At 43.9% G+C, this 25,241-nt stretch carries 24 protein-coding genes; 6 read left to right on the plus strand and 18 right to left on the minus strand.

The window, feature by feature from the left end; translation table 11 throughout:
- The first annotated feature begins 21 nt into the window (after window positions 1–21).
- Both Q0K03_RS00750 and fucO read left to right on the plus strand, forming a co-directional pair.
- A complete protein-coding gene (locus tag Q0K03_RS00750; protein WP_297236702.1) occupies window positions 22–567 on the plus strand; it encodes a TetR/AcrR family transcriptional regulator in 546 nt (181 codons plus the stop codon).
- Window positions 568–658: 91 nt separating this feature from the next.
- Window positions 659–1,804: a lactaldehyde reductase gene (fucO, locus tag Q0K03_RS00755; protein WP_297236704.1), complete on the plus strand. Its 1,146-nt coding sequence runs from the start codon at window positions 659–661 to the stop codon at window positions 1,802–1,804.
- A 64-nt stretch (window positions 1,805–1,868) separates the two neighbouring features.
- Here fucO and Q0K03_RS00760 read toward each other — a convergent pair whose 3' ends face one another.
- From Q0K03_RS00760 to Q0K03_RS00770, 3 genes are read right to left on the minus strand one after another with little or no spacing between them, the layout of a single operon-like run.
- Window positions 1,869–2,231: a septum formation initiator family protein gene (locus Q0K03_RS00760; RefSeq protein ID WP_297236706.1), complete on the minus strand. Its 363-nt coding sequence runs from the start codon at window positions 2,229–2,231 to the stop codon at window positions 1,869–1,871.
- Window positions 2,232–2,252: 21 nt separating this feature from the next.
- The gene (gene mnmG, locus Q0K03_RS00765) at window positions 2,253–4,112 is read right to left on the minus strand and encodes a tRNA uridine-5-carboxymethylaminomethyl(34) synthesis enzyme MnmG (RefSeq protein WP_297236708.1); all 1,860 of its coding nucleotides are present in this window, start codon (window positions 4,110–4,112) and stop codon (window positions 2,253–2,255) included.
- A 3-nt stretch (window positions 4,113–4,115) separates the two neighbouring features.
- On the minus strand, window positions 4,116–5,723 hold the full coding sequence (locus tag Q0K03_RS00770) for an oligosaccharide flippase family protein (RefSeq protein WP_297236710.1): 1,608 nt from the start codon (window positions 5,721–5,723) through the stop codon (window positions 4,116–4,118).
- Window positions 5,724–5,813: 90 nt separating this feature from the next.
- On the opposite strand from Q0K03_RS00770, the gene Q0K03_RS00775 reads away from it, so the two are divergent.
- A complete protein-coding gene (locus Q0K03_RS00775) occupies window positions 5,814–7,322 on the plus strand; it encodes an NAD(P)H-hydrate dehydratase (RefSeq protein WP_297236712.1) in 1,509 nt (502 codons plus the stop codon).
- On the opposite strand, the gene Q0K03_RS00780 is transcribed toward Q0K03_RS00775, so the two are convergent.
- The 12 genes from Q0K03_RS00780 to Q0K03_RS00835 form a co-directional block, all read right to left on the minus strand.
- Window positions 7,297–8,106 (minus strand): nucleoside phosphorylase, encoded by an 810-nt coding sequence (locus Q0K03_RS00780; protein WP_297236714.1) that lies wholly within the window; start codon window positions 8,104–8,106, stop codon window positions 7,297–7,299. The two genes, Q0K03_RS00775 and Q0K03_RS00780, sit on opposite strands and share 26 nt — an antisense overlap.
- A gap of 9 nt (window positions 8,107–8,115) precedes the next feature.
- On the minus strand, window positions 8,116–8,415 hold the full coding sequence (locus tag Q0K03_RS00785) for a hypothetical protein (RefSeq protein ID WP_297236716.1): 300 nt from the start codon (window positions 8,413–8,415) through the stop codon (window positions 8,116–8,118).
- On the minus strand, window positions 8,409–8,702 hold the full coding sequence (locus Q0K03_RS00790) for a hypothetical protein (RefSeq protein WP_297236718.1): 294 nt from the start codon (window positions 8,700–8,702) through the stop codon (window positions 8,409–8,411). Before Q0K03_RS00790 ends, Q0K03_RS00785 begins: the two co-directional genes overlap by 7 nt.
- Window positions 8,703–8,713: 11 nt before the next feature.
- A complete protein-coding gene (locus Q0K03_RS00795; protein WP_297236720.1) occupies window positions 8,714–10,174 on the minus strand; it encodes a DUF1846 domain-containing protein in 1,461 nt (486 codons plus the stop codon).
- A 78-nt stretch (window positions 10,175–10,252) separates the two neighbouring features.
- Window positions 10,253–11,905, minus strand: coding sequence for a Na/Pi cotransporter family protein (locus Q0K03_RS00800; RefSeq protein ID WP_297236722.1), 1,653 nt, complete (start codon window positions 11,903–11,905; stop codon window positions 10,253–10,255).
- Window positions 11,906–12,004: 99 nt separating this feature from the next.
- A complete protein-coding gene (locus Q0K03_RS00805; protein WP_297236724.1) occupies window positions 12,005–12,505 on the minus strand; it encodes a dUTP pyrophosphatase in 501 nt (166 codons plus the stop codon).
- Window positions 12,498–12,977, minus strand: coding sequence for a DNA-deoxyinosine glycosylase (locus tag Q0K03_RS00810; protein WP_297236726.1), 480 nt, complete (start codon window positions 12,975–12,977; stop codon window positions 12,498–12,500). The genes Q0K03_RS00805 and Q0K03_RS00810 overlap by 8 nt, the downstream gene beginning before the upstream one ends.
- Complete coding sequence (rimO, locus tag Q0K03_RS00815) at window positions 12,962–14,266, minus strand: 30S ribosomal protein S12 methylthiotransferase RimO (protein ID WP_297236728.1); 1,305 nt, start codon at window positions 14,264–14,266, stop codon at window positions 12,962–12,964. Before rimO ends, Q0K03_RS00810 begins: the two co-directional genes overlap by 16 nt.
- Window positions 14,263–15,192 carry an HD domain-containing protein gene (locus tag Q0K03_RS00820; protein ID WP_297236730.1) on the minus strand — a complete coding sequence of 310 codons (930 nt, stop codon included), beginning with the start codon at window positions 15,190–15,192 and terminating at the stop codon, window positions 14,263–14,265. The genes rimO and Q0K03_RS00820 overlap by 4 nt, the downstream gene beginning before the upstream one ends.
- Before the next feature lie 2 nt (window positions 15,193–15,194).
- On the minus strand, window positions 15,195–17,150 hold the full coding sequence (locus Q0K03_RS00825) for a RecX family transcriptional regulator (protein WP_297236732.1): 1,956 nt from the start codon (window positions 17,148–17,150) through the stop codon (window positions 15,195–15,197).
- Between the two features lie 9 nt (window positions 17,151–17,159).
- Entirely contained in the window at window positions 17,160–18,209 is a 1,050-nt protein-coding gene (locus tag Q0K03_RS00830) for a lysylphosphatidylglycerol synthase transmembrane domain-containing protein (RefSeq protein ID WP_297236734.1), read from the minus strand.
- Window positions 18,210–18,222: 13 nt separating this feature from the next.
- Entirely contained in the window at window positions 18,223–19,272 is a 1,050-nt protein-coding gene (locus Q0K03_RS00835) for a glycosyltransferase family 4 protein (protein ID WP_297236809.1), read from the minus strand.
- Between the two features lie 168 nt (window positions 19,273–19,440).
- Here Q0K03_RS00835 and Q0K03_RS00840 point away from each other — a divergent pair, with 168 nt between their 5' ends.
- From Q0K03_RS00840 to Q0K03_RS00850, 3 genes are all read left to right on the plus strand, one after another.
- The gene (locus Q0K03_RS00840; protein ID WP_297236736.1) at window positions 19,441–20,694 is read left to right on the plus strand and encodes a methionine gamma-lyase family protein; all 1,254 of its coding nucleotides are present in this window, start codon (window positions 19,441–19,443) and stop codon (window positions 20,692–20,694) included.
- Between the two features lie 109 nt (window positions 20,695–20,803).
- Window positions 20,804–21,643 carry a hypothetical protein gene (locus Q0K03_RS00845; protein WP_297236738.1) on the plus strand — a complete coding sequence of 280 codons (840 nt, stop codon included), beginning with the start codon at window positions 20,804–20,806 and terminating at the stop codon, window positions 21,641–21,643.
- Between the two features lie 60 nt (window positions 21,644–21,703).
- Complete coding sequence (locus Q0K03_RS00850; protein ID WP_297236740.1) at window positions 21,704–22,810, plus strand: hypothetical protein; 1,107 nt, start codon at window positions 21,704–21,706, stop codon at window positions 22,808–22,810.
- On the opposite strand, the gene Q0K03_RS00855 is transcribed toward Q0K03_RS00850, so the two are convergent.
- The 3 genes from Q0K03_RS00855 to Q0K03_RS00865 all read right to left on the minus strand — a co-directional run bounded on the left by Q0K03_RS00855 (window position 22,807) and on the right by Q0K03_RS00865 (window position 25,240).
- A complete protein-coding gene (locus Q0K03_RS00855; protein ID WP_297236742.1) occupies window positions 22,807–23,517 on the minus strand; it encodes a hypothetical protein in 711 nt (236 codons plus the stop codon). The two genes, Q0K03_RS00850 and Q0K03_RS00855, sit on opposite strands and share 4 nt — an antisense overlap.
- On the minus strand, window positions 23,504–24,343 hold the full coding sequence (locus Q0K03_RS00860; RefSeq protein WP_297236811.1) for a DMT family transporter: 840 nt from the start codon (window positions 24,341–24,343) through the stop codon (window positions 23,504–23,506). Before Q0K03_RS00860 ends, Q0K03_RS00855 begins: the two co-directional genes overlap by 14 nt.
- A 150-nt stretch (window positions 24,344–24,493) precedes the next feature.
- Window positions 24,494–25,240: an SDR family oxidoreductase gene (locus Q0K03_RS00865; protein ID WP_297236744.1), complete on the minus strand. Its 747-nt coding sequence runs from the start codon at window positions 25,238–25,240 to the stop codon at window positions 24,494–24,496.
- Window position 25,241: the final 1 nt, after the last annotated feature.

The raw sequence follows: 25,241 nt of genomic DNA on the forward strand, positions 1-25,241 counted from the left end.
TATTTTTCTTATCATATAGCTATGGACACGAAGGATTTACTGGCACAAGCCTTGAAACAATGCATGAAAAAAGCGCCCCTGGAAAAAATCACCATCAAGGATATCACGGATGCCTGCGGCGTTTCCCGTCAGACTTTTTACCGCCACTTTAAAGATCGTCAGGATCTGGTGAACTGGTATTTTGACAAGATCTTGTTGGAATCTTTTGAACACATGGGCGAAGGAAAAACGATCTACGACGGGCTGGTCAAAAAATTTACATTTATCCATCAGGAAAAGCTCTTTTTTGAAGCTGCCTTTAAAAACGATGACCAGAACAATCTTCGCGATCATGATTTTGAACTGATCCTTGCCTTTTATACAAATCGGATACAGGACAAAATGCGACATCCACTCTCGGAAGAATTGCAGTTTCAATTGGAAATGTATTGCCAGGGATCGATCTACATGACGGTAAAATGGCTGTTGAGTAACGCTAAAACATCCCCGCAGATTCTCGCAAAACAAATGACAGATTCCATGCCGGAAAAATTAAGAAAAGTATTTACGGATCTTGATCTTTTATAAAGTGACAGATTCGTTTTTTTGTAACTTACCATCCTCGATTCGGCTTGATAAAATGAAAATAGAAAGCGTTTTCATAAAGGAGGCTCAATTTATGTCAAACAGAATTATGTTAAACGAAACGTCTTATCACGGCTATGGCGCCATTCAGGAAATCGCCAATGAAGCCAAGGCAAGAGCTTTTAAAAAAGCCCTTGTATGTTCCGATCCGGATCTGATCAAATTCGGTGTTACAGGAAAGGTGACTCAGGTTCTTGAAGAAGCCGGATTGGATTACACGATCTATTCCGATATCAAGGCCAATCCAACCATTGAAAATGTCCAAAAAGGAGTAGCGGCCTTTAAAGAAGCACAAGCCGATTACATCGTTGCGATTGGCGGAGGTTCTTCTATGGATACGGCCAAAGCCATCGGCATTATCATTGCCAACCCGGAATTTGAGGATGTTCGCTCTTTAGAAGGAACCGCTCCTACCAAGAACCCTTGCGTTCCTATCATCGCCGTTCCAACGACCGCCGGAACCGCTGCGGAAGTGACTATCAACTATGTCATTACCGATGTAGAAAAGAAGAGAAAATTCGTATGTGTCGATCCTCATGATATGCCAATCATCGCGATCATCGATCCTGATATGATGTCTTCCATGCCAAAAGGATTAACCGCTTCTACCGGAATGGATGCCCTGACACACGCCATTGAAGGCTACACAACCAAAGCGGCATGGGAAATGACCGATATGTTCCATTTAAAAGCTATCGAAATCATCAGCCGTTCATTAAGAAGTGCGGTGGCCAATGAAAAAGAAGGCCGTGAAGGTATGGCTTTAGGACAATATATTGCCGGTATGGGTTTCTCCAATGTTGGATTAGGAATTGCTCATTCGATGGCCCATACATTAGGCGCTGTTTATGATACGCCCCATGGTGTGGCCTGCGCCATGATGCTTCCTATCGTTATGGAATACAATGCCGACTGCACGGGTGATAAATATCGTGAAATTGCCCGTGCCATGGGCGTCAAAGACGTTGATTCCATGACCCAGGAAGAATATCGTAAAGCGGCTGTAGATGCCGTTCAACAATTGTCCATCGATGTCGGCATTCCGACAAAGCTGGAAGCCTTGAAAGAAGAAGATCTGGACTTCCTGGCAAAATCAGCTTATGAAGATGCCTGTGCTCCGGGAAATCCAAAAGATGCCAGCGTCGAAGATTTAAAAGCTTTATTTAGAAAACTGATTTGACACTCCCCCTTGCTAAAGCACGGGGCTTTACGCCGATATTGAGTAAAAAAATGACCGAAGAGATCTACTCTTCGGTTTCTTCTTTTTCATCCGCCCCTGGGAAAATGAATACCTGCTCCCCATTTTGGGTTACATGATAGCGTCCCATCGCATAATAGCGGGCATAATCCGGATTGTTTAAGTTATTGTATGTCTTTTCCAGTTCTTCCTTTTCTTCTTCCAACTCAGAGATTTCCTTCTGGTTTTGTTGGATGCTGAGTTTTAACTGCGTCGTAGTCTGCAGATCCTGTATTCCACCCCAGATAAAGAAAACCGTGGCCCCCAGAAGCGCAGTACAAAGAATCACCTTGAATAAAGGCTGATTGCCGGATCGGGAAGAACTTCTTTGTCCCCTTTTTCGTTTTCTGACTTTTACTTCCTTTTTCATAGATATCCCCACTTCATTATATCATCTTTTGTTCGCTTTCACATACAAAGACAAAATTGCGATATCGCTGGGATTGATCCCTGAAATTCGAGAAGCCTGTCCTAAGGTCGCCGGACGAATCTGATCCAGTTTCTGTCTGGCTTCCAGGCGAAGATTATCCATATGCAGATAATCCAGATTTTCCGGAAGAGCACGTGCATCCATTGACTGTAAATGACGGGCATCTCTTTTTGCCTTCTCGATATAGCCTGCATATTTTACTTCAATTTCGATCTGTGAGGCAACCTTTTTCGATATTTTTTTGTCCAGCCATGGCTGTAACCCTTCAACCGTAACCTTTGGACGCTTTAAAAGCTCTAAAGCCGAACAGCCATGAGCCAGAGATTCAAATCCCAAAGAAAATAAATAGGCATTGATTTCTTCTGTCGGTTTGATATGCACTTGATCCAGATACACTTTAGCCTCTTCGATCTGGTTCATTTTTTCTTTGAAGGCATCGTATCTCTTTTGGGATACCACGCCGATCTGGTATCCTTTTTCCAATAAACGCTGATCGGCATTGTCATGACGCAACAGAAGACGATACTCTGCCCGGGATGTCAAAAGACGGTAGGGCTCCTTGGTTCCTTTGGTGCAAAGGTCATCGATCATGACCCCAATATAAGCTTCATCCCGTCTTAATACAAATGGTTCTTTCCCGTCAATTTTCAGGGAAGCGTTGATTCCAGCCATCAAGCCTTGCCCGGCCGCTTCTTCATAACCGCTGGTTCCGTTGATCTGTCCAGCCGTAAACAAATTATGGATCACTTTATTTTCCATGGTCGGCTTCATCTGAAGAGGATCCACGGCATCGTATTCGATCGCATAGGCATATTTTTCGATTTTAGCATTTTCCAGCCCTGGCAAAGAATGGACCATTTTTTCCTGTACCTCTACAGGCATTGAGGTAGAAAAGCCCTGAAGATAGATCGTATCCAGGCTTCGTGATTCCGGTTCCAGAAACAGCTGATGCCTTTCTTTATCCGCAAAGCGAACCAGCTTATCCTCTATGCTGGGGCAATACCGTGGCCCCACCCCTTTGACAAGCCCGGAATACATGGCCGAATCATGAAGATGCTGGCGAATGATCTCATGCGTTTTCGGCGTCGTATAGATCAAATGACACACTTCCTGCTCCTCATAAGAAAGCACATCTTCTTCCCGGGTTGTTTCGCTAAAACTGTAGAACGTGTTGGTCCCCGGCTGCACTTCGGCTTTTGAAAAATCAATGCTGTCTTTTTGGATTCGCGGAGGCGTTCCCGTTTTCAGACGGAAGGTCTGGATGCCATGATCGCGAAGACATTGAGAAAGCGAATGAATCGTTTTCTGATCCTCCGGTCCTGACTCAATGGAAGTGTGTCCTCTTAAGATGTTGGAAGTCATATACGTTCCCGTCGTCAGGATCACCGCTTTTGCCTCGATCTGTTGATGTTTTTCCAGAATGACCCCCTTGACTTCATTTTGTTCAATGTGCAAAGACAGACAGGCATCCACGATCACATCGAGATTTTTCATATGGGCCAATAGATCGGCCATTCTTTTTTTATACTCTTCTTTATCACTTTGAACACGCAAAGACCATACACCCGGCCCCTTTGTGGTATTCAACATTTTAAACTGGAGGGCCGTCTGATCCGCAATGACCGGCATGACACCGCCCAAGGCGTCGATCTCGCGAACAACGATACCTTTGGCCGGTCCGCCCACACTGGGATTGCACGGCATAGAGCCTGCCATATTCAGATCCAATGTGACCAAAGCCACCTTTTTATTCATCCGGCAGGCTGCCGCTGCCGCTTCGATTCCGGCATGTCCTGCTCCAACCACTATAATATCGTACATGGATCAGGCTCCTTTCTTTCCTAAGCGAATATGGAATACGTTTTGCGGAATGCGTAAGAAATAGGCGGCAATCAATCCTGTAAGAACGCTCAAAGCCCCATTGAGACACATGCAGGCAAAAGCCACAAGTTTTGATCCGGCCTGGCCAGACAATCCGATCCAGTTCAAGAGCTGACAGGCCACAAACATCGCAAGGATCACCAATACCAGACGAACAAGGATCTGAAGGGTCTTCTTAAATTGAATCTGATATACATCCTTCATTTCTTTAAAGTTGAAAATCATCAAATAGCCATCGGCAATCACCGATGTCAAAACACTTCCCGCAAAGCCGAAGAACATCGTCAAAGGAACCATCAGGCACCCTTTCATAACATTGGAGATCATCATCCGCCGCAAAGAGGTGCGCTTCAGCCCCAAAGCCATCATCAAATTGGTCGTAACGGGACCTAACGTTCCTAAAAAGCCTTCTATGGAAAGCCAGGCTAGAACATAATTGCTCATGGAAAGGTTTTCTGTATAGAACAATGTATAATTGATCGGACCTGCGTATAAAAAGATACAAAAAGATACTGGAATCCCTATACACAAGACAACATTGATACAGTCAATGACATTTTTTCTGGTTTTGGAAAGATCATTCTTTGTCAAAGCTTCCGTAATATGCGGGATAATGGCGGCCGTAAAGCCGGGAGCCAGGATCATCGGGATCGCTGTGATCTTGACCCCGACATAGTTCGTTGCGGAAATGATCGTGGAAATCGTCTGCTCGTTATATTGGTGAAGATGCAGACCTGTAGGCAACAAGATCGCATTGAAGATCTGCTGAGAATAGCCAAAGATCGCCGAGATCATATAAGGGATCGCCAGCATAAACATTTCCTTGAACAAGGCAGACTGAGTGATTCCTGTTTGTGGTTCTTCTTTCGCCTCGTTTTCAATCTCCAGCTTTTTCTTCTTATCAAAAGCCAAAAACTGTGCAATTCCCGCAATGGCGGCCACTGAGGTGGATAAAACCGATACATACAATGCCCATTTTCTTTCCAATCCCAGCGCGTATACAAAAAGGCACGAAATCGAAAGTAAAAAGCCGACCCGAAACAGCTGTTCAAACGCCTGGGAAAAGGCGTACTGTTCCATCTCTTTTCTTCCCTGGTAAAACCCTCGCAATGCCGAAAGGACCGGAACAAAAAAGATAGCCAGCGATAAGATCTGTAAAGATTTTTTCATGACTTCTACGCTTTCTGCCACCATCAGCGGAGCTAAAAGCCCAGAAAGCGCCATCATCAACAACATTCCCGCAAAGCCCATAACAGCCAGAGCAATGATTGATAATTTACGAATTTTTAAGACCGTCTTGGCATCTTCCAATACGGTATAACGGGCAACCAGAGTGGCAATCGCAAAGGGAAAGCCGGCCGTAAACACACTCAGCACATAAGAATAAATATTATAAGCCTGACCATAGATTCCCATATAGACATCGGAACCCAAAATACTTGAAAAAGGAATCGCATAAATGATCCCGATCAGTTTGGCCACAAACATACCGCCTGTGCCTACCAGCCCGCTCAATATGATTGATTTTTTGATCTTGGAAGAATCTGCCATAGTTATCGCCCCTTGTGTTCAGTAAAAATCATTATAACATAGCTTTAAAAAATAGAAGCCATTTTTTCGTTTTTAGAGTATAGTTAAATTATGGAAACATACATTTGCACAGCGGCTCAAGCCCGAAACGCCGATCATTTGGCCATAGAGAAATATCACATTCCTTCACTGGTGCTGATGGAACATGCGGCCATGGAAATACTCAATATTTTACGAGCTCAAGGTCTTTCTTCAAAGAATCGAATCGTGATCTTATGCGGACCGGGAAACAATGGCGGAGACGGGATCGCTCTGGCTCGCCTTCTTCTAAAAGAAGGCATCGTAGCCTCGGTATGGCTGCCGGAAGAAAACAAAATGTCCCACGATGAAAAAGTACAATGGGACATTTTAAAACAGCTTGATCATCAACGCCTCGAAAATGTAGAGAATCTTCAAAACGCGGACTGGATCATCGATGCCTTATTTGGAAATGGACTTTGCCGTCCGATCACCGGATTCTATAAAGACTTGATCGAAAAGGTCAACGCATCCAAAGCCCGCATCCTTTCTGTCGATGTTCCTAGCGGAATTGATGCCACTACTGGAAAGGTTCTTGGCTGTGCCATCCAGGCCGATATCACCGTCAGTCTTGGTTCTATAAAAACAGGATTGTTACTAAATCAGGGAAAAACACATGGCGGCAGGGTATATGGCGCCGATATCGGGATTCCGTCCAAGATCCAGTCTCAATATCAAAGCGGCATTCTCATCAATGAAAGTCTGGCTCGACATCTGCTTCCTAAAAGAGACGATCACAGCCATAAAGGGACTTTTGGAAAAGCATTAATGATTGGAGGCTCTGGTTCCATGCATGGTGCCATCACAATGGCATTGCAGGCCTGTTATCAAAGCGGCATTGGAACTCTGACATGCATGATCCCTGAAAGCATCCATGAGATCATCGGACAAAAGATCGAATTTGCGATGAATCTGATGGCTCCTGAAACTAACGGCTATTTTGACCCAAAAAGCGCTTTGATCCTGGATGAAGTAAAAGAAAACTACGATATTCTTTCGCTGGGAAACGGGATGGGACGTCAGGAAAGCACCAAAGCCCTGGTAAAAAGCGCATTGTGCTCTTCTGCATGCGTTTTGCTGGATGCCGATGCCTGCTGGGGACTGCAGGAACAAAAAACACTTTTAGAGCGTAAGGCGCCCGTCATTTTGACGCCCCATCTCAAAGAAATGACGTACTTATGCGACAAGGAAGTATCCGATATCCTGGAAGATCCGTTTTCTGTCGTTTCTGATTTTTGCCGGCGATATCCATCCTGCACTCTTGTCTTAAAATCCGATGTGACCCTGATTGGGCATCAACAAGCGCTCTTTGTCTTAAATCAGCCCAATTCCCGTCTGGCCAAAGGTGGAAGCGGCGACATTTTATGCGGGATCATCACAGGACTCTACGGACAAAACCGAAACGCTTTGGAAGCCGGTGCTTTAGGTGTCTATATTCACGCACAATGCGCAAACATAGAAAAAGACCCTGCCTCCATTCTCCCGCAGGATCTTATTCAACAAATTCCTGATGTATTTAAATCTCTTCGGACAAACCATTGATGGTTTGTTCTTTTTTATCTTCCTGGATCAGATCCCTTATTGTTTCAATGGCACAGCGGTACATCGGATCCAAATCGTGATTCTGAACATTTTCAAGACCTCGCTTTTCCCGCTCCTGATTGGCCAGTGCCATAAACATGGCGCCGGTACGAACATGAAGTGCCTGACCCACGATAAACAAGGTGCTGCTTTCCATTTCCGAACAGATCGTACCCAGGGCGCAATACGCCTCCCATTGATCGATCAACTGTTTTTTTACCGGGGATTTCTCCGGCTCATGCTGCCCATAAAAACTGTCTTTTGAATGAACAACACCCACATGATAAGAAAGTTTTAACTGCCGTGCAGCTCGAATCTGTTTTTCCAGGACCTCAAAATGCGGTACCGCCGGGAATTCAACCGGTGCATACTGACGGGAAGTCCCTTCGGCACGAATCGCTCCGCTGGCAATACAAAGATCCCCGCCTTGAACAGACAGTTCCATCCCGCCGCTGGTGCCAATTCTTAAAAACGTATGGGCATGAAGGCGAACCAGTTCTTCAAGGGCAATAGCCATGGAGGGCCCGCCAATCCCGGTAGAGATCACCGTAACTTTTTCCCCTTCTAAATACCCGGTATAGCTTTCGTATTCCCGATTCTTTCCTGCCGGAGAAGAATCCTTCAAATACATAGCGATTTCCCGGACCCTGGCTGGATCTCCGGTCAGGATCACGTACTTACCCACTTGATCTTCCGATACACCAATATGATATTGTACATTGGCTCCTTGTGTATAATCGATCATATATAACTCCTACAAGATCTGAAACTGCAGATAATAAACATGCTCATGAAACATCTGCGTATTGAATCCATAAGCGCTGCAGTCTTCCTGAGAGCCTTCCCAGTCGTTATTCAACTCTTGTAATAGCGAATCAATATCTTCTGCCTCTATATTGGCGGTTCCATAAAACTCCAGACAATGCGCCAGGGAAGGCTGAGGCCGGGAAGGCGAAAAAGACAGTTGCGGACAAAGCGCATTCAATCTTTGTTTGACATCCATTTCTAAGTTGTCATCTTCTTTATCGATGACAACGTATAAACGAACTAACATTCCTCTCCGTCTTTCTCCAATATGTAGCGGCAGAATTTCTTTAGATTCTGGTCATTTTCCAAAGTGATCACTTTGCCCACGCTTAAATTCAAAGCGGCAATATGGACTTCCCCTTTGACAACCGACATATTCAAGGTTCCCGTCACATTGTCATAGAAGATGTCATACAAATAGCTTGTTCTTTCTTCGCTTTCCTTCTTGCTTTGTTGTTCAAAGTGCAGTTCATCCTTGTTCTTTAACATGATTCGGATAGCTCCGGCTCCGCTGGATGGAATTGATTTTGCCATAAATGATCCTCCTAGTGTTTTTCTGCTTCAAATGTAATTTGTATTCCTAAACTTGCATACACCGATGCATCGGCGTGTCCTACATCGCAAGTAAAGTGAGCCTGGGCTCCGTTTAAAGATTTCAACTGATCCATCGCTTTTTTAGCCAGACTGTTGGATTTGGCACTTAAGCTAAGTGCAATCAAGATCTCGTTGGTATGAAGACGGGGATTGATGCTTCCCAGATACTTGGTCTTCAATTGCTGGATCGGTCCAAAAGCCTCCGGTTCAATCAGCAGGGCTTCGTCATCGATGCCTGCCAGGTGCTTGATCGCATTCATCAATACCGAGGAGCAGGCTCCCATAAAATTCGTCGTTCTGCCGGTGATGATGGTCCCATCCATCAGTTCCAAAGCGCCGCTGAAGGAATGACTGTCCTTTTCCTTTTTACGGGCCTCAACGACACAGCGTCGGTCTTCTTCGGTAATACCGGCCTGTTTCATGACCAGTTCCTGTTTCTGAACTTCTTCTTCGGAACATAGCTCTCTTACAAAACGTGTCTTGGAGTTGAAGTAGCGACGAATGATCTCCTGCTTGCTGGCTTCCTGGCAGGCGGCATCATCACTGATACAGAACCCTGCCATATTAACGCCCATATCTGTCGGAGACTGATAAGGACTGGTTCCATAGATGGCTTCAAAGATATTGCGAAGTACCGGGAAGATTTCAATGTCTCGGTTATAATTGACCGTCACCTGGTTATATGCTTCCAAATGGAAAGGATCGATCATATTCACATCATTTAAATCCGCCGTTGCCGACTCATAGGCCAGATTGACCGGATGCGCCAAAGGGAGATTCCATACTGGAAATGTCTCGTATTTGGCATATCCGGCTTTGATGCCATGAACATGATCATGATAGAGCTGGGACAGACAGGTAGCCATTTTCCCTGAACCTGGACCGGGAGCTGTCACAACGACCAAAGGGCGCTGTGTTTTGATATAGTCGTTTTTCCCGAATCCTTCTTTAGAAATGATCTTCTGCGTATTGGTCGGATAGCCGTCAATATAATAATGATAATAACAATTGATCTTCCGGCGTTTTAATTTTTGTTTGAACTTATCCGCTCCATCCTGTCCTGTATACTGTGTGATCACCACACTGCCTACAAACAAGCCGATCTTGCGGAATTCCTTGATCAGACGAAGAACATCTTCCTGATAAGTAATGCCAAGATCCTGACGGACTTTATTCTGTTGAATATCTTTGGCAGAGATAACGATCACGATTTCAGCCTGGTCTTTCAGCTGAAGCAGCATTTGAAGTTTACTGTCCGGTTCAAAGCCAGGAAGCACACGGCTGGCATGAAAATCGTCAAACAATTTTCCACCAAATTCTAAGTACAATTTATCACCAAACTGATTGATTCTCTCTTTGATATGTTCTGACTGCATGGCCAGATACTTCTGATTATCGAATCCAATTTTCATACTCTTCACCTCGAATTTCATGTTCTATTCTATCACACCGCCCTCGTTATTGCACATAAGAAAAAGCACCCTGAGGTGCTAATTTTTTGCGATCGTTACCTGCGTTTCATCGAGCAGTGTTTCGTGAAGACTTTCATCGATTTTATCGATTTCTTCAGCCAGATTGACTGCGTGATCATTGATACGGTCATAATCGGTCAAGATACGGGAGAAGGCAATTCCCAGTTCGCTTGAAATGCTCTTGTCTTTCAGGCCCTGGATCTGCGTTGCCCGCCATTCCTGTGTATTCTCATCGATCTGATTGTTGTATTCATTGGCCTTATCCAGATTGAAGATATAGTCGTACATCTTGAACGTCCGTTTTTTCATCTTCTTAAGGATCGATTTTTCTTTATCGCTCATCTCTTCTTTGCTGGTGATCAGCGCCTGACGATCCATGTTGATCGCATAGTCAGAAATACGCTCAATATCCACAAGCATTGTATAATAAGCCGTCAGCGCTTTGGATGTATCCATATTCATGCTGGCATTTCCAAAGGCATCGGAGATATATTTTGAGATTGCGCTGTTCAAGAAATTGACGGCGGTTTCTCGTTTTTGGATCGCTTTCGAACGTTCTTCTTTATAATGGATCAGCTGATCAAAGGCATCGGATACATTTGTATAAGCAAGCTTCATCATACGCATCACTTCATCGTTGACCTGCTGCACATTGATGGCCGACAAACCAATCAGCTTGTTGCTTTTTGGTAATGGCTGAAGGTACATCAAACCTTCTGAATCGGCTGCCAGGCTTTCCGAAGGAAGCACGCGCTGTGCAAAGGCAGCCAGATACGTACCAAACGGCAACAAGATCAATGTTGTCACTACATTGAACAATGTATGCATATTGGCGATCTGCTGTGCGGCATTATCCGGTGACCAGCCGGCAACCAAACTTGTTAACGGCGTCAATAAACATACCGTCGTAAAGATGATCGTACCGATGATATTAAAACTCAAATGAATGATGGTGGTCTGTTTTGCCTCACGGCCGGTTCCAATCGAAGCCAATACCGCGGTAATACATGTACCAATATTCTGACCAAACAATACATAAACGGCGCCATCCAGACCAATCAGTCCGCTTCTTGCCAAAGCCTGCAAGATACCAACCGAAGCAGAAGAACTCTGAATAATGGCTGTAAATACGGCCCCCACCAGGATTCCAATGATTGGATTTGAGAAATTCGTGATCAAAGAAATGAATGTCTGTGATTCCCGCAATGGTTCCATCGCCGTTGACATCATATCCATACCAATGAACAGAACACCAAGACCGGCTACGATCGATCCAAAATAATGGAGTTTGGGATTCTTGAGGAATACGATCAAAACCACACCGGCAAACGCAAACAATGGTGCTATCTCACTTACATTCAACGCCACCAGCTGTCCAGTGATCGTGGTCCCGATATTGGCCCCCATAATGATCCATACAGCCTGCTGCAAGGTCATCAACCGGGCGTTGACAAATCCCACGACCATGACCGTGGTCGCACTGCTGGATTGAATGATAGCCGTGATCACAGCACCAACAATGACACCCAGAATACGGTTCGATGTCAGTTTTTCCAGAATCGACTTCAGTTTATCACCGGCCGCCTTTTCCAGACCATCTGACATCATCTGCATTCCATACAAAAACAGGGCAAGGCCCCCTAATAATCCTAACACTAAAGATATGTCCATAGCTCTCTCCTTAATCGTCTACTCTTACATAATATAAGGCGAATCTTTGGATTGCAATAAAAATATTTACAAAACCATTACGAAATCTTAACGCATTGTTTACTTTCCGGAGCTGCCTAAACGCCCCTGCCCGCGAAGAGATTCCATCTTCTTTAGTTCTTCATAGGAGATTTCTTCATTTTCCACAGAAGGCATTACCAGTAATACCCCCTGACAAATGGCTTTTTCATACGGATAGATCAGATATTTCGCTTTTTCTTCCTCCGACCATGTTGCCACAACTTCCTTTTTTGCGATCCTTAACGGTTTTTGATTCACATTGGTCACCGGGGCCATATATTCCCCTCGATACCCCGAATCGATCACACCGCTTCTTTGGGCGATTCCCTTAGTGCCTGAAGAGCCTCTTTCCTTTAAGATCAGTACGTATTGTGCATCAAAAGCACTGGCGATTCCTAAAGGAACAAGACGTGTTGTCAAAGGTTCGATCTCCATGTAATCTTCGGTAAAACAAGGATACATATCGTAACCGGCATCCTCTTGCCTTTTGGTAGGGATGATGGCCTCGTCTTTGACCTTCGCCCAATAAATTTTATCCATTTTCCTTCAATTCCTTTCCGTATATCTCCACAAGATCTTCCAGACGATACCGGGCATTGGCCGCCGAGGTGGAAGGACATGTCTTGATAGAGATTTCCTTAAAATATTTTTTCATCAGCTGTTCGCTCTTTTTTCCGTTACAGATCACTTTCTGGATCGTGGGATGTATCTTCAACAATAAAGAGATATCATTAGGGGTGACCTCTTTGATATCCGCATCCATGCTTCCTTTGCGAATACAGGAATGACAGACATCCCATAACGCAATCTTATGCGTTTTTAAAAGTGCCAGCTGTTGTTCTCTGGTATTGGCCGTTTCGTTGAACACCTTGGCCATCATCGGCCAGAACCGATTTGTTTTATTGGCGTAATAGAAGTGCTGGCGAAGACTTTCTTCGCTGGGCATCGAGCCCAGGATCAAAATTTCATCTTCTTCATGCAAAATACAGGAAAACCCTATGATTCTAGACATATTCCCAACAAATCGTATGTTTTCGCATCGGTGATCTGGACTTGTACAAAACTTCCGATGGAAAGATCTTGATCACTGGTAAAAATGACTTGTCCATCCACTTCATCCGGGGCATCCGATTTCGAACGTCCGCGGTACCGGTTTTTCAAAGCTTCCTTTTCTTCGACAAGAACTTCGATGACTTCTCCGATCTTTTCCCGACTTTTTCTTCGTGAAATCTCTTCCTGGATCTCCATTAATGAGGACAGACGTGCCTGACTGATCTCTTCATCGATTTGCCCGTCCATACCGTAAGCTACTGTATCTTCTTCTCTTGAATAAGTGAAAGCGCCCATACGGTCCCATTCGATTTCTTTAACAAATTCTTTCATTTCTTCGAATTCTTCTTCTGTTTCCGTAGGGAAGCCCACGATCATCGTCGTTCGAAGCGTTGGATGATCAAAAAGCGAGCGAATCTTATGAACCAGCTCCCGGACTTCTTCTTTGGTTCCCCGGCGATTCATCGCCTTAAGCAAACGTGCATTAGCATGCTGCATAGGAATGTCAAAATACGGAAGGACCTTGTCACATTCTTTCATCGCCGTCAGCAGATCGTCATCGATCTCATCCGGGTACATATATAAAATACGTATCCAGTGCAGTTCCTCGATCTGATTGACTTCTCGAATCAGGTCGGCCAGTTTCAAACAGCCATAGTTATCCAAACCATATTTGGTCGTATCCTGGGCAATCAATGTCAATTCTTTGACACCGATCTTGGCCAAGTGTCTGGCTTCCTGAACCACTTCTTCGATGGTTTTACTGACTTGATCTCCGCGAATCAAAGGAATGGCACAATATGTACAGTGATTGGAGCACCCATCACTGATCTTACAATAGGCACGATATGGCAAAGAAGTTAGGACTCTTTGTTCCGGATCGATTCCTTTGTCAAATGTACTGTCTAAGACCTGGGCAAGCCGTCGGGCAAGCTGGCCATAATCCCGAATCGGGATCACGGCATCGATCTCCGGGATTTCTTCTTCCAGAGCCTTGGTATAGCGCTGTGCCAAGCATCCGCATACGATCAGCTTTTTCAGATTCTTTTGTTTATACTGCGCCATCTCAAAAATCGTATTGATGGATTCCTCCTTGGCTGGTTCAATAAACCCGCAAGTGTTGATGATTATGGCACTGGCCAAAGAAGGATCGGAAACGATCTGATGTCCATTGGCCTGAATCATTCCCATGATCTCTTCAGAATCCACGAGATTTTTACAACACCCCAGCGAAATAAACCCTATTTTCATTCTTTTTCCTTCTTTCGATAGATCATCCGATTTTCCAGAGCATACACACGCGGTCCAAACTGCCCTTCTTTGGTCTGATCGATGCTTGTCTTCATCATATCCAGACGCGCGTCCAGATTATCCAGTAAATATAAAACTTCCGCTTCCGGAATCATGGGAAGGACCGGTGAGCCAAATTCCATTTTTCCATGATGACTCAAAACCATATGTTTCAACAACAATACTTCCTCACTGGTTTCCAGATGCAATTCATAGGCAATGCGGTCAATGTAGGAGGCCATCAAACTGATATGTCCCAACAAATTGCCGCTGGCGGTATATTCGGGCAAAACCGACTGAGAGAGCTCCTCCGTTTTCCCAATGTCATGCAGCACAACCCCGCCATATAAAAGATCGGCATCCAACCAGGGATACTCTTTGATTGTGTGTTTGGCCATCCGCAACATCGAAAGCGTGTGGTAAGCCAAGCCGCCGACAAAATTGTGATGGTTTTTTGTGGCCGCCGGATAGGAATAAAATTCTTCCTGTTTTTGTTCCAGGATCGTCAAAACGATCTTCTGGATCGTTTCATTTTTGATCTCCAGCACCGTCTCCATGATTTCTTCTTCCATCTTTTCTCTGGATATCGGTGCATTTTGTACATAATCGTTGACATTTTTTCCTTCCAGGGGAATCAGCTTTCGTACCCGAAGCTGAATCGAATTTTTATGAAACAGAATGTCTCCCTGTGCCTGTACGATCATACCGGCGTGATACTGGGCGATCATCTCTTCGGTCAAGTTCCAGAATTTGGCATCCAGGATCCCGGTAGAATCTTCCAATGCCAAAGATAAATACGGCGTATTCTTCGCCGTTTTTCCCTTTTCCGCCCGAGCGATCAGACACTCCAGCTCAATGGGCCCTTCCTGTACTATATCTTTGATCATATTTACTCACTTTCTAACATTTCATCGATTTCCATCATCGAGAAACCTTTTCTTAAACAATATAAACGGATCTTTTGCGCCCGTTTGGATTCTTCGGTTGAAGAATACATTCTCTGCGCTTTCTTTATGCATAAAGCCAAAGCTTCTTTTTCATCACTTTGAAATTCAATGCGATTCCCGGCTTCTTTGGCCACATCGATCGAATAACCTTTCGAAATCAATTTATTGACAATCGTTTGGCGTTTTAACCGGTCGCTTTGTTCCTTGATGGTTCCAACGATTCGCTGAGCGCTTTTTAATGCCGCATTCAATTCCGCTTCCGGCTCCAGGGTATCACAAGCCTCCTGGATCCATTTTTCTAGAATGCCGGCTTCATAAAGCTTTCTTTCGATTTTCTTTTTGCCATAGCCATAAGACGCCCAGACCTGTGCCTTATCCAAGGCATAAGCCTGATCATTTATCCAGTTTCTTCGTTCAAATTCTTCCACGATCAAATCGGCTTCGTCCAAAGAAAGAAAATATTTCTTAACGGCAATATCTTTGATTTGTTTAGAAGAATAATCGCTTTGAAGAACTTTTTTCTTTAAAGCACTGTACGCCTTATAATAATCCTGCATTCCCAGATAATCTTCAACCACATAGGCATCCAGATCTGTATTTAACGCAACCTTTAGATCAAAATAATCATCCATGGGAATCATCAGTGAAACGGCTTCTTCATCACGGTCTCGTTTTAAGGTCAGTTTCGCAAAATCATCCAGGATCTTGATCTTTTCCACGGTAAACATATGACTGTAGTCATCAATGGCCTGTTCGTAAACCGCTAAGGCCTTGGCCGCAAAGATCTTGGTCGAATACGGTTTGGTTTTATCCATGCAGTCCTGGGCCATTTTCTTTCGTTCTTGTATCGTCAAAGAAAAAAACTGTTCCCATTTCTGTACCAGTTCTTCTTCATCGTCAAAGTAATATCCTGTTTTTCCTTCTTCCAGAAGGCCTTCTAAAACTTCGTCGCGGCGACCAAAAACAGGGATTCCCGTCGCCAAAGCTTCGATATAGGTCATGCCCTGTGTCTCCGACAGGGAAGCCGATACAAAGCAATCAAAAGCGGCATAGTAGTACGCAATGTCTTCTTTTGGTTTCTTTCCCAAAAAATGAACACGATCCGTCACCCTAGACTCTTTGGCAATCTGATGATAATAGTCTTCATCGGTTCCGCCGCCGACAACGACAAGATGAAGTTTTTCATCGTTTGACAAGGATAAAGCGCGAATCGGGATATCCAGTGATTTTTCCTTGGCGATGCGGCCCACAAAGACAACGACATGATCGTCCTGACTCAAGCCAAGCGAAGAACGTATATCATCGACTTTCTGCTTATCCAGCTTGTTTACATCAAATAAAGAAAGATCCAATCCTGTCGGCACGATATAGATTGGTGTGATCACACCATACTGCAGTAAAGCCTGTTTGGTCTTTTCGCTGGGGGCAATCACGGCCTGGGCTCCATTGCCCAGGATTCGGGATAAGGATTTTACCGCCTTGCGTCCCATTTTTTCCACCGTCTGGGAATCAAGGGGATTCAAGTAATGCGTATAATCTTCATACATCGTATGATACGTATACACCAACGGGATATGAAGCTGTTTGGCCATCTGACGGCCAAAGATCCCTACACCGGCTTCGGTCTGAACGTGGATCACATCCAGATTCATATCACGAATGTATTTCTCGGCTCCAATCTGAATGGGGCTGGACATCTTATATCCATAAAACTTCTTCAGCTCCAATCCTCCCAAACGAAGGATATGGTCTTTCATTTCAATGTTTGTCCCTTTATGATTGGATATCACATACACCGTATGCCCTTGTTTTTCCAACGCATCCTTCAATGTGGCCACGGAACTGACAACTCCATTGATATCGGGTAAATAGGCATCGGTAAATAAACCTATATTCATGTGTTCCTCCTATTCGACTTGTATCGAATCTTTTTTCGATTGCATATCTTTTTTGGTGTAATAGTTCTTTGCCACCATAAAACAGATTCCGCCAATCAACAATATGATGTGATAGGTCGAAAACCGCCATAAGATCATAACGGCACTGGTCAATGTACCCATCATGCCGGTAAACAGCAAATTAAATACCACTTCGGTGCCGCCGCTGGCGCCTGGAATCGGAATAAAACTGTTGGCCATCGTCACAAAGCTTGACAAGGCAATTACATCCAATAACTGGCTAAGCTCCAAAGGAATGCCTAAAGCGATGCCCACCACAAACGGCAGCGAGAATAGCAAAGTCAAACGAACGGCGTTGACAAGCGCGCAAATCACGATTCGCTTGATATCTTTGGATAAAGCTTTGATTTCCTTAGTAAAAGAGGTCATCTGAAGATTCCAGGAATCTTTTGATTTTTCCGGATCTTTTAAAATATGCAGCTTGCCTAACACCTTGGCCGCAAACCCTGCCAGCCGAATATACACTTTAGGGAACAAAGCCATCGTGTATAAGGCAAGGATAACGATGGCGTTGATGATATAGCCTACCAGTATGATATTGAACCATCCCGACTGGGCGCTGTAATAACCAAACCGCAGCAAAAACAAGATCGTTACATAGATCATCATCGTCGTCTGATAAATGATGAAATCGGCCCATAAAAGGCTGGCCGCATCGCTCACTTTGATCCCTTGTTTGTTCATGATATAGGCCTGGGCAAACTGTCCGCCGGTACTGCTTGGCGTAATACCCGCAAAGAATGTCCCGATAAAGGCGACCAGAATGCCTTTCCCTAAAGAATATCGGGAAACATACTTTCTTCCCAGGACAAAGTAAACGACACCCCAGACCACAGTATAAAGAATGCCCCAACAAAGGATGATGAGCAAAGATATCAGATTCATTTGTGAGATTGCATCTAAAACCTGCCGGTAATTGTCTTTTAACGCAAACCATAATACGGCCAACGTCAGTAAAAGAATCACCAGTACGTTTAGAACATACTTACTCTTTTTCATAGTCGTTCTCTTCTTATTTTTTCTTTTTCTTTGATTTCTTTTTCTTTAAAGCCCCTAATTTTTCGCCATAGGCACTCAGATAAAATCCCCGCCACATCTGCAGCACGTGTTCTTTGGAATAGAACTCACTGAGGTACTCCGATTCCCTTTGATATTTGGCATAGATCTCTGGATCTTCCTTCAACAAAGACAGGCACTGTACAAAACCTTCATTATCGCCAGCCTGCATATGATGGCCAAAAAGAATGTTTTTATACAGCTCCAGATCTCGTAAGACCAACGGGATCCTCAAATTTACCGCTTCCAGGATCGTCATAGGAAAAAGCTCATTATAACTCGGCATGAACAGCACATCGCTGGCATTGTAAAGGTCGACCATTTCTTCACGGGGAATGATCCCAATAAATTTTACATTCTTCGGAGGGTTTTTCTGGATCTTGGAAAGCTCCTCATACCCTTCTGTCATCACGCCAAAAGAGAACCCGCCGGCCCACACAAAAGTAAATTCCGGAAGTTTTTTGGCCACTTCGACAAAATCCAATACGCCTTTACGCGTTTGGACTTGCCCCGCTGACATCACCACAAAGGCCTCTTTATCGATCCCCAGCTTTTCACGATAGGCATCTCTGGCTTCTTGTCCCTTGGAATAAAATTTTTCTTTCGATACATAGTTAGGAATATAATAAATGTTTTCCTTGGGGATCCCCAGTTTCACCAGTTCGTCAATAAAACAAGGATTAACGACGACCAGGCGGTCGGCCGTTTTATAAAAGGTAATCAGATAATTAGAGAAAACCTTAAAGAAGGGAGAAGGAATCTTTAAACTTTCATCGACTGTTTCTGGAAGAAAGTGACAATAGGCAATGTTGACCGCTTTTTTATCCAGCATTTTTACATAGAAAGTCGGATCGATCGTGTGAAAATGTTGAATGTCCGGTTTGGAAGTCCAATCGTTGATCGTTACATCAAACAAATCACTGGCTCCTTCCTTGATCAAAGAAACCTGTTCTTCATAAGCACTTCCTACCCCTTGGCCCTCCACTTTATCGGCGCTGGAGTACATGATCAGTTTCAGCCTGTTGTTTTTCACTTCACCACTCTCTTTCGTTGTATTTATTATATCAATAAGCTTTCTAAAGGAAAAGGCGCATTTTATGTCATGAAAATTTCTTATTCGCCCTGGCTGAAATCGTGTAAAATAGAGGATGTGTGATTTTTAAGGAGAATCGAAATGATATTAGAACAAATTGATAAAGAACTGTTAGCCATGGCAAAAGAATCCGATACGGTCTTAAATGACATCTATCAAAAGATCGATGAGGTTTGTTTATACAACTCCAACCGCATTCTTTCTGCCTTTATTGAAAATCAGGTTTCCTATTCCGATTTTGCGGATATCAACGGCTATGGAAACTATGACGAAGGACGCGATAAGATCGAAAAGATCTTCGCCTCTGTTTTAGGCTGTCAGGATGCCCTGGTCCGCCCGCAGATCATGAGCGGCACCAACGCCCTCTATCTGACGCTTTCCGCTCTTTTAAAACACGGAGATACCATGATTTCCTTATCCGGGGCCCCTTATGATTCCTTACAGGAAATGATCGGCATCTATGGAAATTCTTCACAGTCTTTAAAGGCTAACGGCGTCCGTTATGAACAAATTGAACTGGTCAACGATGATTTCGATGACAAAACCATCATCGAACGTCTTAAAAAACACGATGTCCGTCTGGTAGAGATCCAGAGATCGCGCGGTTACTCTCAAAGATTGTCTTTGACGATCGAGAAAATGGAACGAATCATCAAAAAGATCCGAAAAGTCAATAAAGAGGTCATCATTATGGTGGACAACTGTTATGGCGAACTGGTAGAAACAAGAGAACCCGGACATATCGGTGCCGATATCGTAGTCGGCTCTTTGATGAAAAACCTGGGAGGCGGCATTGCCTCTACAGGCGGGTATGTCGCAGGAAACACCGATTTGATCCACCAGGTGGCCGAACGTTTGACGGCACCGGGGATCGGCAAAAAGTTAGGAGCCAATTTCAATCTGAACCTTTCCTTTTTCAAAGGTATCTTCATGGCACCCAACGCCGTAAAAAGCGCTCTAAAAACCGCTGTCTTTTCAGCGTACATGCTGGAAAAACTGGGGTATAAAAATGTCTCCCCGGCTTACGATGAAAAGCGAACCGACATCATTCAAACCCTGGAATTGGGAAATGAAGAAAATCTTGTGCACTTTACCCAGGGCATACAAGCCACCAGCCCGATCGATTCGTTTGTACACGTATTGCCTGCACCCATGCCGGGCTATCCTTTTGACGAAGTCATGGCGGCAGGAAGCTTTACACAGGGAAGCACGATCGAACTCAGTGCCGATGCCCCTATGGTAGAACCGTATATTCTGTATATGCAGGGTGGATTAACTTTTGAATATGGAAAGCTTTCCATCTTGCTGGCTTTGACAAAAATGAAAACACAATAATTCGATTCTGGACTTCGATTTCTAAGTCCTTTTCTTTTCTCTGTTGCATATGACACGCCTTTTCCATCTGCCCATGGTAAAATGTAGATATATCTAGAAAGGATTTCTTATGCAGCTGTTTTATGAATTTGTCATCATGGCCTTTATCTTCTCCATCTTAGGATGGATGATGGAAGTAACTTTAAAATATATACAGTACCATCGGTTTATCGACCGCGGGTTTCTGATTGGCCCCTATTGTCCGATTTATGGATTTGGGGTCGTAGGCGTCACCATTCTGGTGGGCGGACTGATTGGATGGAAAGGAACGATCCTGGAAACCTTCATGGCCGGCTTTGTGATTTGCGGATTTCTGGAATACATGACCAGTTTCTACATGGAAAAAATGTTCCATGCCCGCTGGTGGGATTACTCGACAAAACCGATGAACCTCAACGGACGGATCTGGATTGGAAACTTGATTCTGTTTGGGATCGCCTCGGTCGTGATCGTCCGCTTTATCGCACCCCATTACTTTGAATTCATCGACAAGATCGATCCTGTCCTCTTAAGTGTTCTGGCCTGGATCATCCTGATTTTCATGAGTGCCGACTATGTGTTATCGCATATCTTGATGAACATCGTTAAAAAGGAGATCGACAATACATCGGGCGACAACACCGAGGAAATCTCTTTGCGAATGCATGAACTATTGAAGAATCGAAATCTTCTTCAAAGACGTATCTATCAGGCTTATCCAGATTTCAAAGCCATTCCTCAAGACTTGAAAGAACACTACAATCAAGCCAAGAAAGAATACAAAGAAGCGCGCAAAGAGTTAAAATCCGTTTTAAAACAACGTTTTAACGCCAACTTCGATACGGAGCTTTTCTTGAGAACGCGTGAAAATGTAGAAAAGAAATACAAAGAATTGAACGAAATCGCCAAAAATATTCGAAAACGATTCTAATTCAAGATGGGAGCCTTTAAAGGCTCCTTTTTGATATACTAAATGCAAGGAGAGGCGCTTATGAAAAAAACACTCCATTTCCTCTTGATCTTTGTATTCTGTCTATCCAGTCTTTTCATCGTGTCTGGATGTTCACAGAATTTTAATCAGAAAGAGCTTGCCAGCTGGTTTCAGGAAAACATTCTCGATGAAGATCTTTATATTTCAAAAACCTATACGGAAAAAGAAAACACCAGCGGCGGCAGAGATATCGTGTGGAAAGCACATTTAAAAGATCTGCCGGAAGTCTCGTTTGAGCTGATCGATCGCGAACGGATCCAATTGTTTCGAACTCACGAGATCGTCACAACCTATCACCAGGAAATGGGAAAGTATTATGTGGAACAATTTCAGAATAAATATCCAGCCGTGTTTGAAGGTTTGGAATGCGGCGTTCCTACCGACAGTTACATTCCCTCGGTCAACGGAATGTATTCCAGCTTTTCAGAAATTGAGACCCTCTGTGAAAAAATGGAACAATTCGAAGCCTATCTTGACCAACAGCCTTATCCTTGTCATATACGCTATGGGATTGCCTACCAGGAACCATCGACTTTTATCGCGGATAATGGAGGGCCTTCTCAAGAAGCCTTTATCGATCGACAGACCTATATCTTCTTAGAAAATGACGATCCAAAGCTCAAAGAAAGCTCTCTGTCTTCCTTACTTCAAGAATGGTCTGAAAATTCCTTTGCCAACTATGCCCTAACTTATCAAATCGAACTGGAGAACTGCCCAGATACACTCAAAAAAAAGAAGACCGAAAGTGATCAATCTTCTTTAACGATCGTGCGATCCGATGAAAGCGAGATTCAATATACCGATCTCTTTTTAACGCGGGAAAGCGATTTATCATTTGGCGGTTTCTTTGAAATATTAAAACGCGATGGCTCCTACGAAGTTCAGGGATCTGCCAGTCAATTCCGTTTTACTTCCGTTGACGGTTCCTACTGTACATTTTCTTATTCCTATCAGGAGCCTTGTACCCCAGCCTCTTTCAACGATCTGGAGTATTCTAAAGTTTTCTACTACACAAAAAACGACGAAAAGATCTTACTGGATCATAAGCCGGTGATTTCACAAGCCCTTTTCCAAGAGCTAACAGGAAATTCTTATCGGCTTTCTTAACAGAATGCGAAGAACAAGCCTAAAAGTCCGCCGAGGGATAAGATCATAAACAAAGGCTGGCCCACCGGACTCATCTGATAGAAGACAACAAGAATCAAAAACACTGACATTAAGATCGTATAGAAGATAAAAAAGATCTGACGAAACTTTGCGTTCTTTAGAAACATCGTTTCAGAAGGTGCCTTGGCACATTCAATCTGGACATCTTGGGAGGTCAATAGGATCAACAGCGGCAATCCCAAAACAATGGAGAAGCCAAAGTTGTTAAAAAAGACATAAGTATACATCTCTTCCATCCACTGGCCCAAGCAATAATACATACCAAACCCTAAGCTCCAGGCAACAACCAAAGCCACCGTATAACAGATGCCAATGTATTTTAAAATATTCTGGATCGAATGCACATTGGGAGCCTCATGGGAATAAATATGCCACAGCCGATAAGGAAGATACGCTCCCAACATATTACTGATCAAGCCAATGCCGGATGCACTGTTCAAGGTGCCAAAAAAATCCGATATAAAATTTCCGATCCCGCAAGCCAAAGCCCCTAAAGGGCCGCAAATCAAACCGGCTAAAGGCGGAATGGCATTGACCGGGCGGACTTCAGTAAAGCCTTCCACTAAGATCATGACCTTAAAAGGGATCCCCAAAATCAAAAAGGCAGCCAAAACGATCCCAAATTGTTTCTTCTTACTGAGTTTCATAAAGGATCTCCTTTTTTTTGCCGGTCAAAAAATCCGTTCCTGATACGATGGCCCCCATCATGATAATGAATGCGCCCAATCCAGCACTCCATGTGAATTGTTCTTCAAAGACCGAAGGAATCAAGATGGCCAACACCAAGGTCACTACCGGTTCGGTCGAGCTGATGATCGTGATGTGGATTGGATCCGAATACTTCTGGGCCATCATCAAGGCAACATAGGCATAAGCTTTGCCAAAAAAGGAACAGATAAAGATCGAAGACAACATCGAGTTCGAATACTCGATCGACGCAAAGGTCATCGGATCTTCACGAAACCATATGATAAAACTCACCAAGGCACTGAGCCACATCTGTAGCATTGTCAATAAGATTGGATCCTCTTCTTTGGTGATCTTATCGGCGACAATGGTATAGATTGAAGCCAACAAGGCAGACATCAGCATAAAGAAGGCTCCCACACTAAAAAGATTGGAAACATCAAACCCGTTGGTTAAGAGAATGCCGCTCATAATGATTACAGCGCCCACTATATTATTCCTGGTCGGATATTTTCGCAAACAAATCATGATCATAGGCACGATCAAGATTGCACTGGCCGCAAAGACGCTACACATGAAAGAAGGAAGACGATCGATGCCTAACTTATCAAACAAGATATTGGCCGTTAAAATCAGTCCTAATAATCCGGATTTAAGGATCGTTGATCGTTTGATCTCCCGGATCTTTTTCCAAAAAACGATCGTCAACAAGATGGCCGCAATCCCAAAATTCATGGTCAGATAGGCAAAATTAGGCAAAGAGGCCGGCAGCTGTTTGATAAAGATATAGGTCGAGGCCTAACATAAAATCACAGAGAACATCAATATCGTATTTTCAGATCGTGTCACGGCTTCACCTATTTTCTGAATAAAAATGCGATAAGATAAGCTTGGATAGGCTTATTTTATCGCATTTTATAAAGTTTTCTGGCTTTTTTAACAGCTTCCGATCTGTCCGCCATCAATACGGATCACGGTGTTGTTGATATAGTCCGCCTGATCACTGATCAAAAACGAAACAAGATACGCAACTTCCTTAGGATCTCCATAACGTTTGACCATGATCTTTTCCACTTCTTCCTTTAAAAATTCCTCATCATAGCCATCCAGTTCATTTTCAGTTCCGATAAAACCTGGCGCAATGCAGTTGACATGGATATACGGCCCCATTTCAAAAGCTAAATTATGAGTCAAAGAAATCAGCGCTGCCTTGGAGGCATCATAATCAATACACATCGGATAGTAGGTGTTGATGCCGTTGGTGGATGCGATGTTGATAATGCGTCCATATTCCTGTTTCAGCATATGGCTATAGACCCGCTTGCTGCAGTTAAAGGCTCCAATCACATTCACATCGAGCGTTCTTCGAAATTCTTCCGCGTTTTTCAAATGAAACAAATTGGAAAGGTCGATTGCCGCATTGTTGACCAATATATCGACACCGCCCAGCTTTTCCTCAATCTCACCGATCATACGGTCTACTTCCTGTACATTGGAAACATCGGCCCCGATACACAGACAGCGTACGCCATATTCTTTTGTAATGTGCTCTTTTAAATCATAGGCCGCCTTTTTAGAAGTATGATAGTTGATCACGATATCATAGTGATTTTTGGCCAGCTCTACGGCGATGGCCCTGCCGATTCCCTGGGCCGCTCCTGTAATCAAAACGACTTTATTCATG

The sequence above is a fragment of the uncultured Faecalicoccus sp. genome (assembly GCF_944327125.1).
Taxonomy (GTDB): Bacteria; Bacillota_I; Bacilli_A; order Erysipelotrichales; family Erysipelotrichaceae; genus Faecalicoccus.

Coding starts and splice junctions, on each gene's coding strand:
- Q0K03_RS00750 (WP_297236702.1), top strand. CDS start 22: ATGGACACGAAGGATTTACTGGCACAAGCCTTGAAACAATGCATGAAA.
- fucO (WP_297236704.1), top strand. CDS start 659: ATGTCAAACAGAATTATGTTAAACGAAACGTCTTATCACGGCTATGGC.
- Q0K03_RS00760 (WP_297236706.1), bottom strand. CDS start 2,231: ATGAAAAAGGAAGTAAAAGTCAGAAAACGAAAAAGGGGACAAAGAAGT.
- mnmG (WP_297236708.1), bottom strand. CDS start 4,112: ATGTACGATATTATAGTGGTTGGAGCAGGACATGCCGGAATCGAAGCG.
- Q0K03_RS00770 (WP_297236710.1), bottom strand. CDS start 5,723: ATGGCAGATTCTTCCAAGATCAAAAAATCAATCATATTGAGCGGGCTG.
- Q0K03_RS00775 (WP_297236712.1), top strand. CDS start 5,814: ATGGAAACATACATTTGCACAGCGGCTCAAGCCCGAAACGCCGATCAT.
- Q0K03_RS00780 (WP_297236714.1), bottom strand. CDS start 8,106: ATGATCGATTATACACAAGGAGCCAATGTACAATATCATATTGGTGTA.
- Q0K03_RS00785 (WP_297236716.1), bottom strand. CDS start 8,415: ATGTTAGTTCGTTTATACGTTGTCATCGATAAAGAAGATGACAACTTA.
- Q0K03_RS00790 (WP_297236718.1), bottom strand. CDS start 8,702: ATGGCAAAATCAATTCCATCCAGCGGAGCCGGAGCTATCCGAATCATG.
- Q0K03_RS00795 (WP_297236720.1), bottom strand. CDS start 10,174: ATGAAAATTGGATTCGATAATCAGAAGTATCTGGCCATGCAGTCAGAA.
- Q0K03_RS00800 (WP_297236722.1), bottom strand. CDS start 11,905: ATGGACATATCTTTAGTGTTAGGATTATTAGGGGGCCTTGCCCTGTTT.
- Q0K03_RS00805 (WP_297236724.1), bottom strand. CDS start 12,505: ATGGATAAAATTTATTGGGCGAAGGTCAAAGACGAGGCCATCATCCCT.
- Q0K03_RS00810 (WP_297236726.1), bottom strand. CDS start 12,977: ATGTCTAGAATCATAGGGTTTTCCTGTATTTTGCATGAAGAAGATGAA.
- rimO (WP_297236728.1), bottom strand. CDS start 14,266: ATGAAAATAGGGTTTATTTCGCTGGGGTGTTGTAAAAATCTCGTGGAT.
- Q0K03_RS00820 (WP_297236730.1), bottom strand. CDS start 15,192: ATGATCAAAGATATAGTACAGGAAGGGCCCATTGAGCTGGAGTGTCTG.
- Q0K03_RS00825 (WP_297236732.1), bottom strand. CDS start 17,150: ATGAATATAGGTTTATTTACCGATGCCTATTTACCCGATATCAATGGA.
- Q0K03_RS00830 (WP_297236734.1), bottom strand. CDS start 18,209: ATGAAAAAGAGTAAGTATGTTCTAAACGTACTGGTGATTCTTTTACTG.
- Q0K03_RS00835 (WP_297236809.1), bottom strand. CDS start 19,272: ATGTACTCCAGCGCCGATAAAGTGGAGGGCCAAGGGGTAGGAAGTGCT.
- Q0K03_RS00840 (WP_297236736.1), top strand. CDS start 19,441: ATGATATTAGAACAAATTGATAAAGAACTGTTAGCCATGGCAAAAGAA.
- Q0K03_RS00845 (WP_297236738.1), top strand. CDS start 20,804: ATGCAGCTGTTTTATGAATTTGTCATCATGGCCTTTATCTTCTCCATC.
- Q0K03_RS00850 (WP_297236740.1), top strand. CDS start 21,704: ATGAAAAAAACACTCCATTTCCTCTTGATCTTTGTATTCTGTCTATCC.
- Q0K03_RS00855 (WP_297236742.1), bottom strand. CDS start 23,517: ATGAAACTCAGTAAGAAGAAACAATTTGGGATCGTTTTGGCTGCCTTT.
- Q0K03_RS00865 (WP_297236744.1), bottom strand. CDS start 25,240: ATGAATAAAGTCGTTTTGATTACAGGAGCGGCCCAGGGAATCGGCAGG.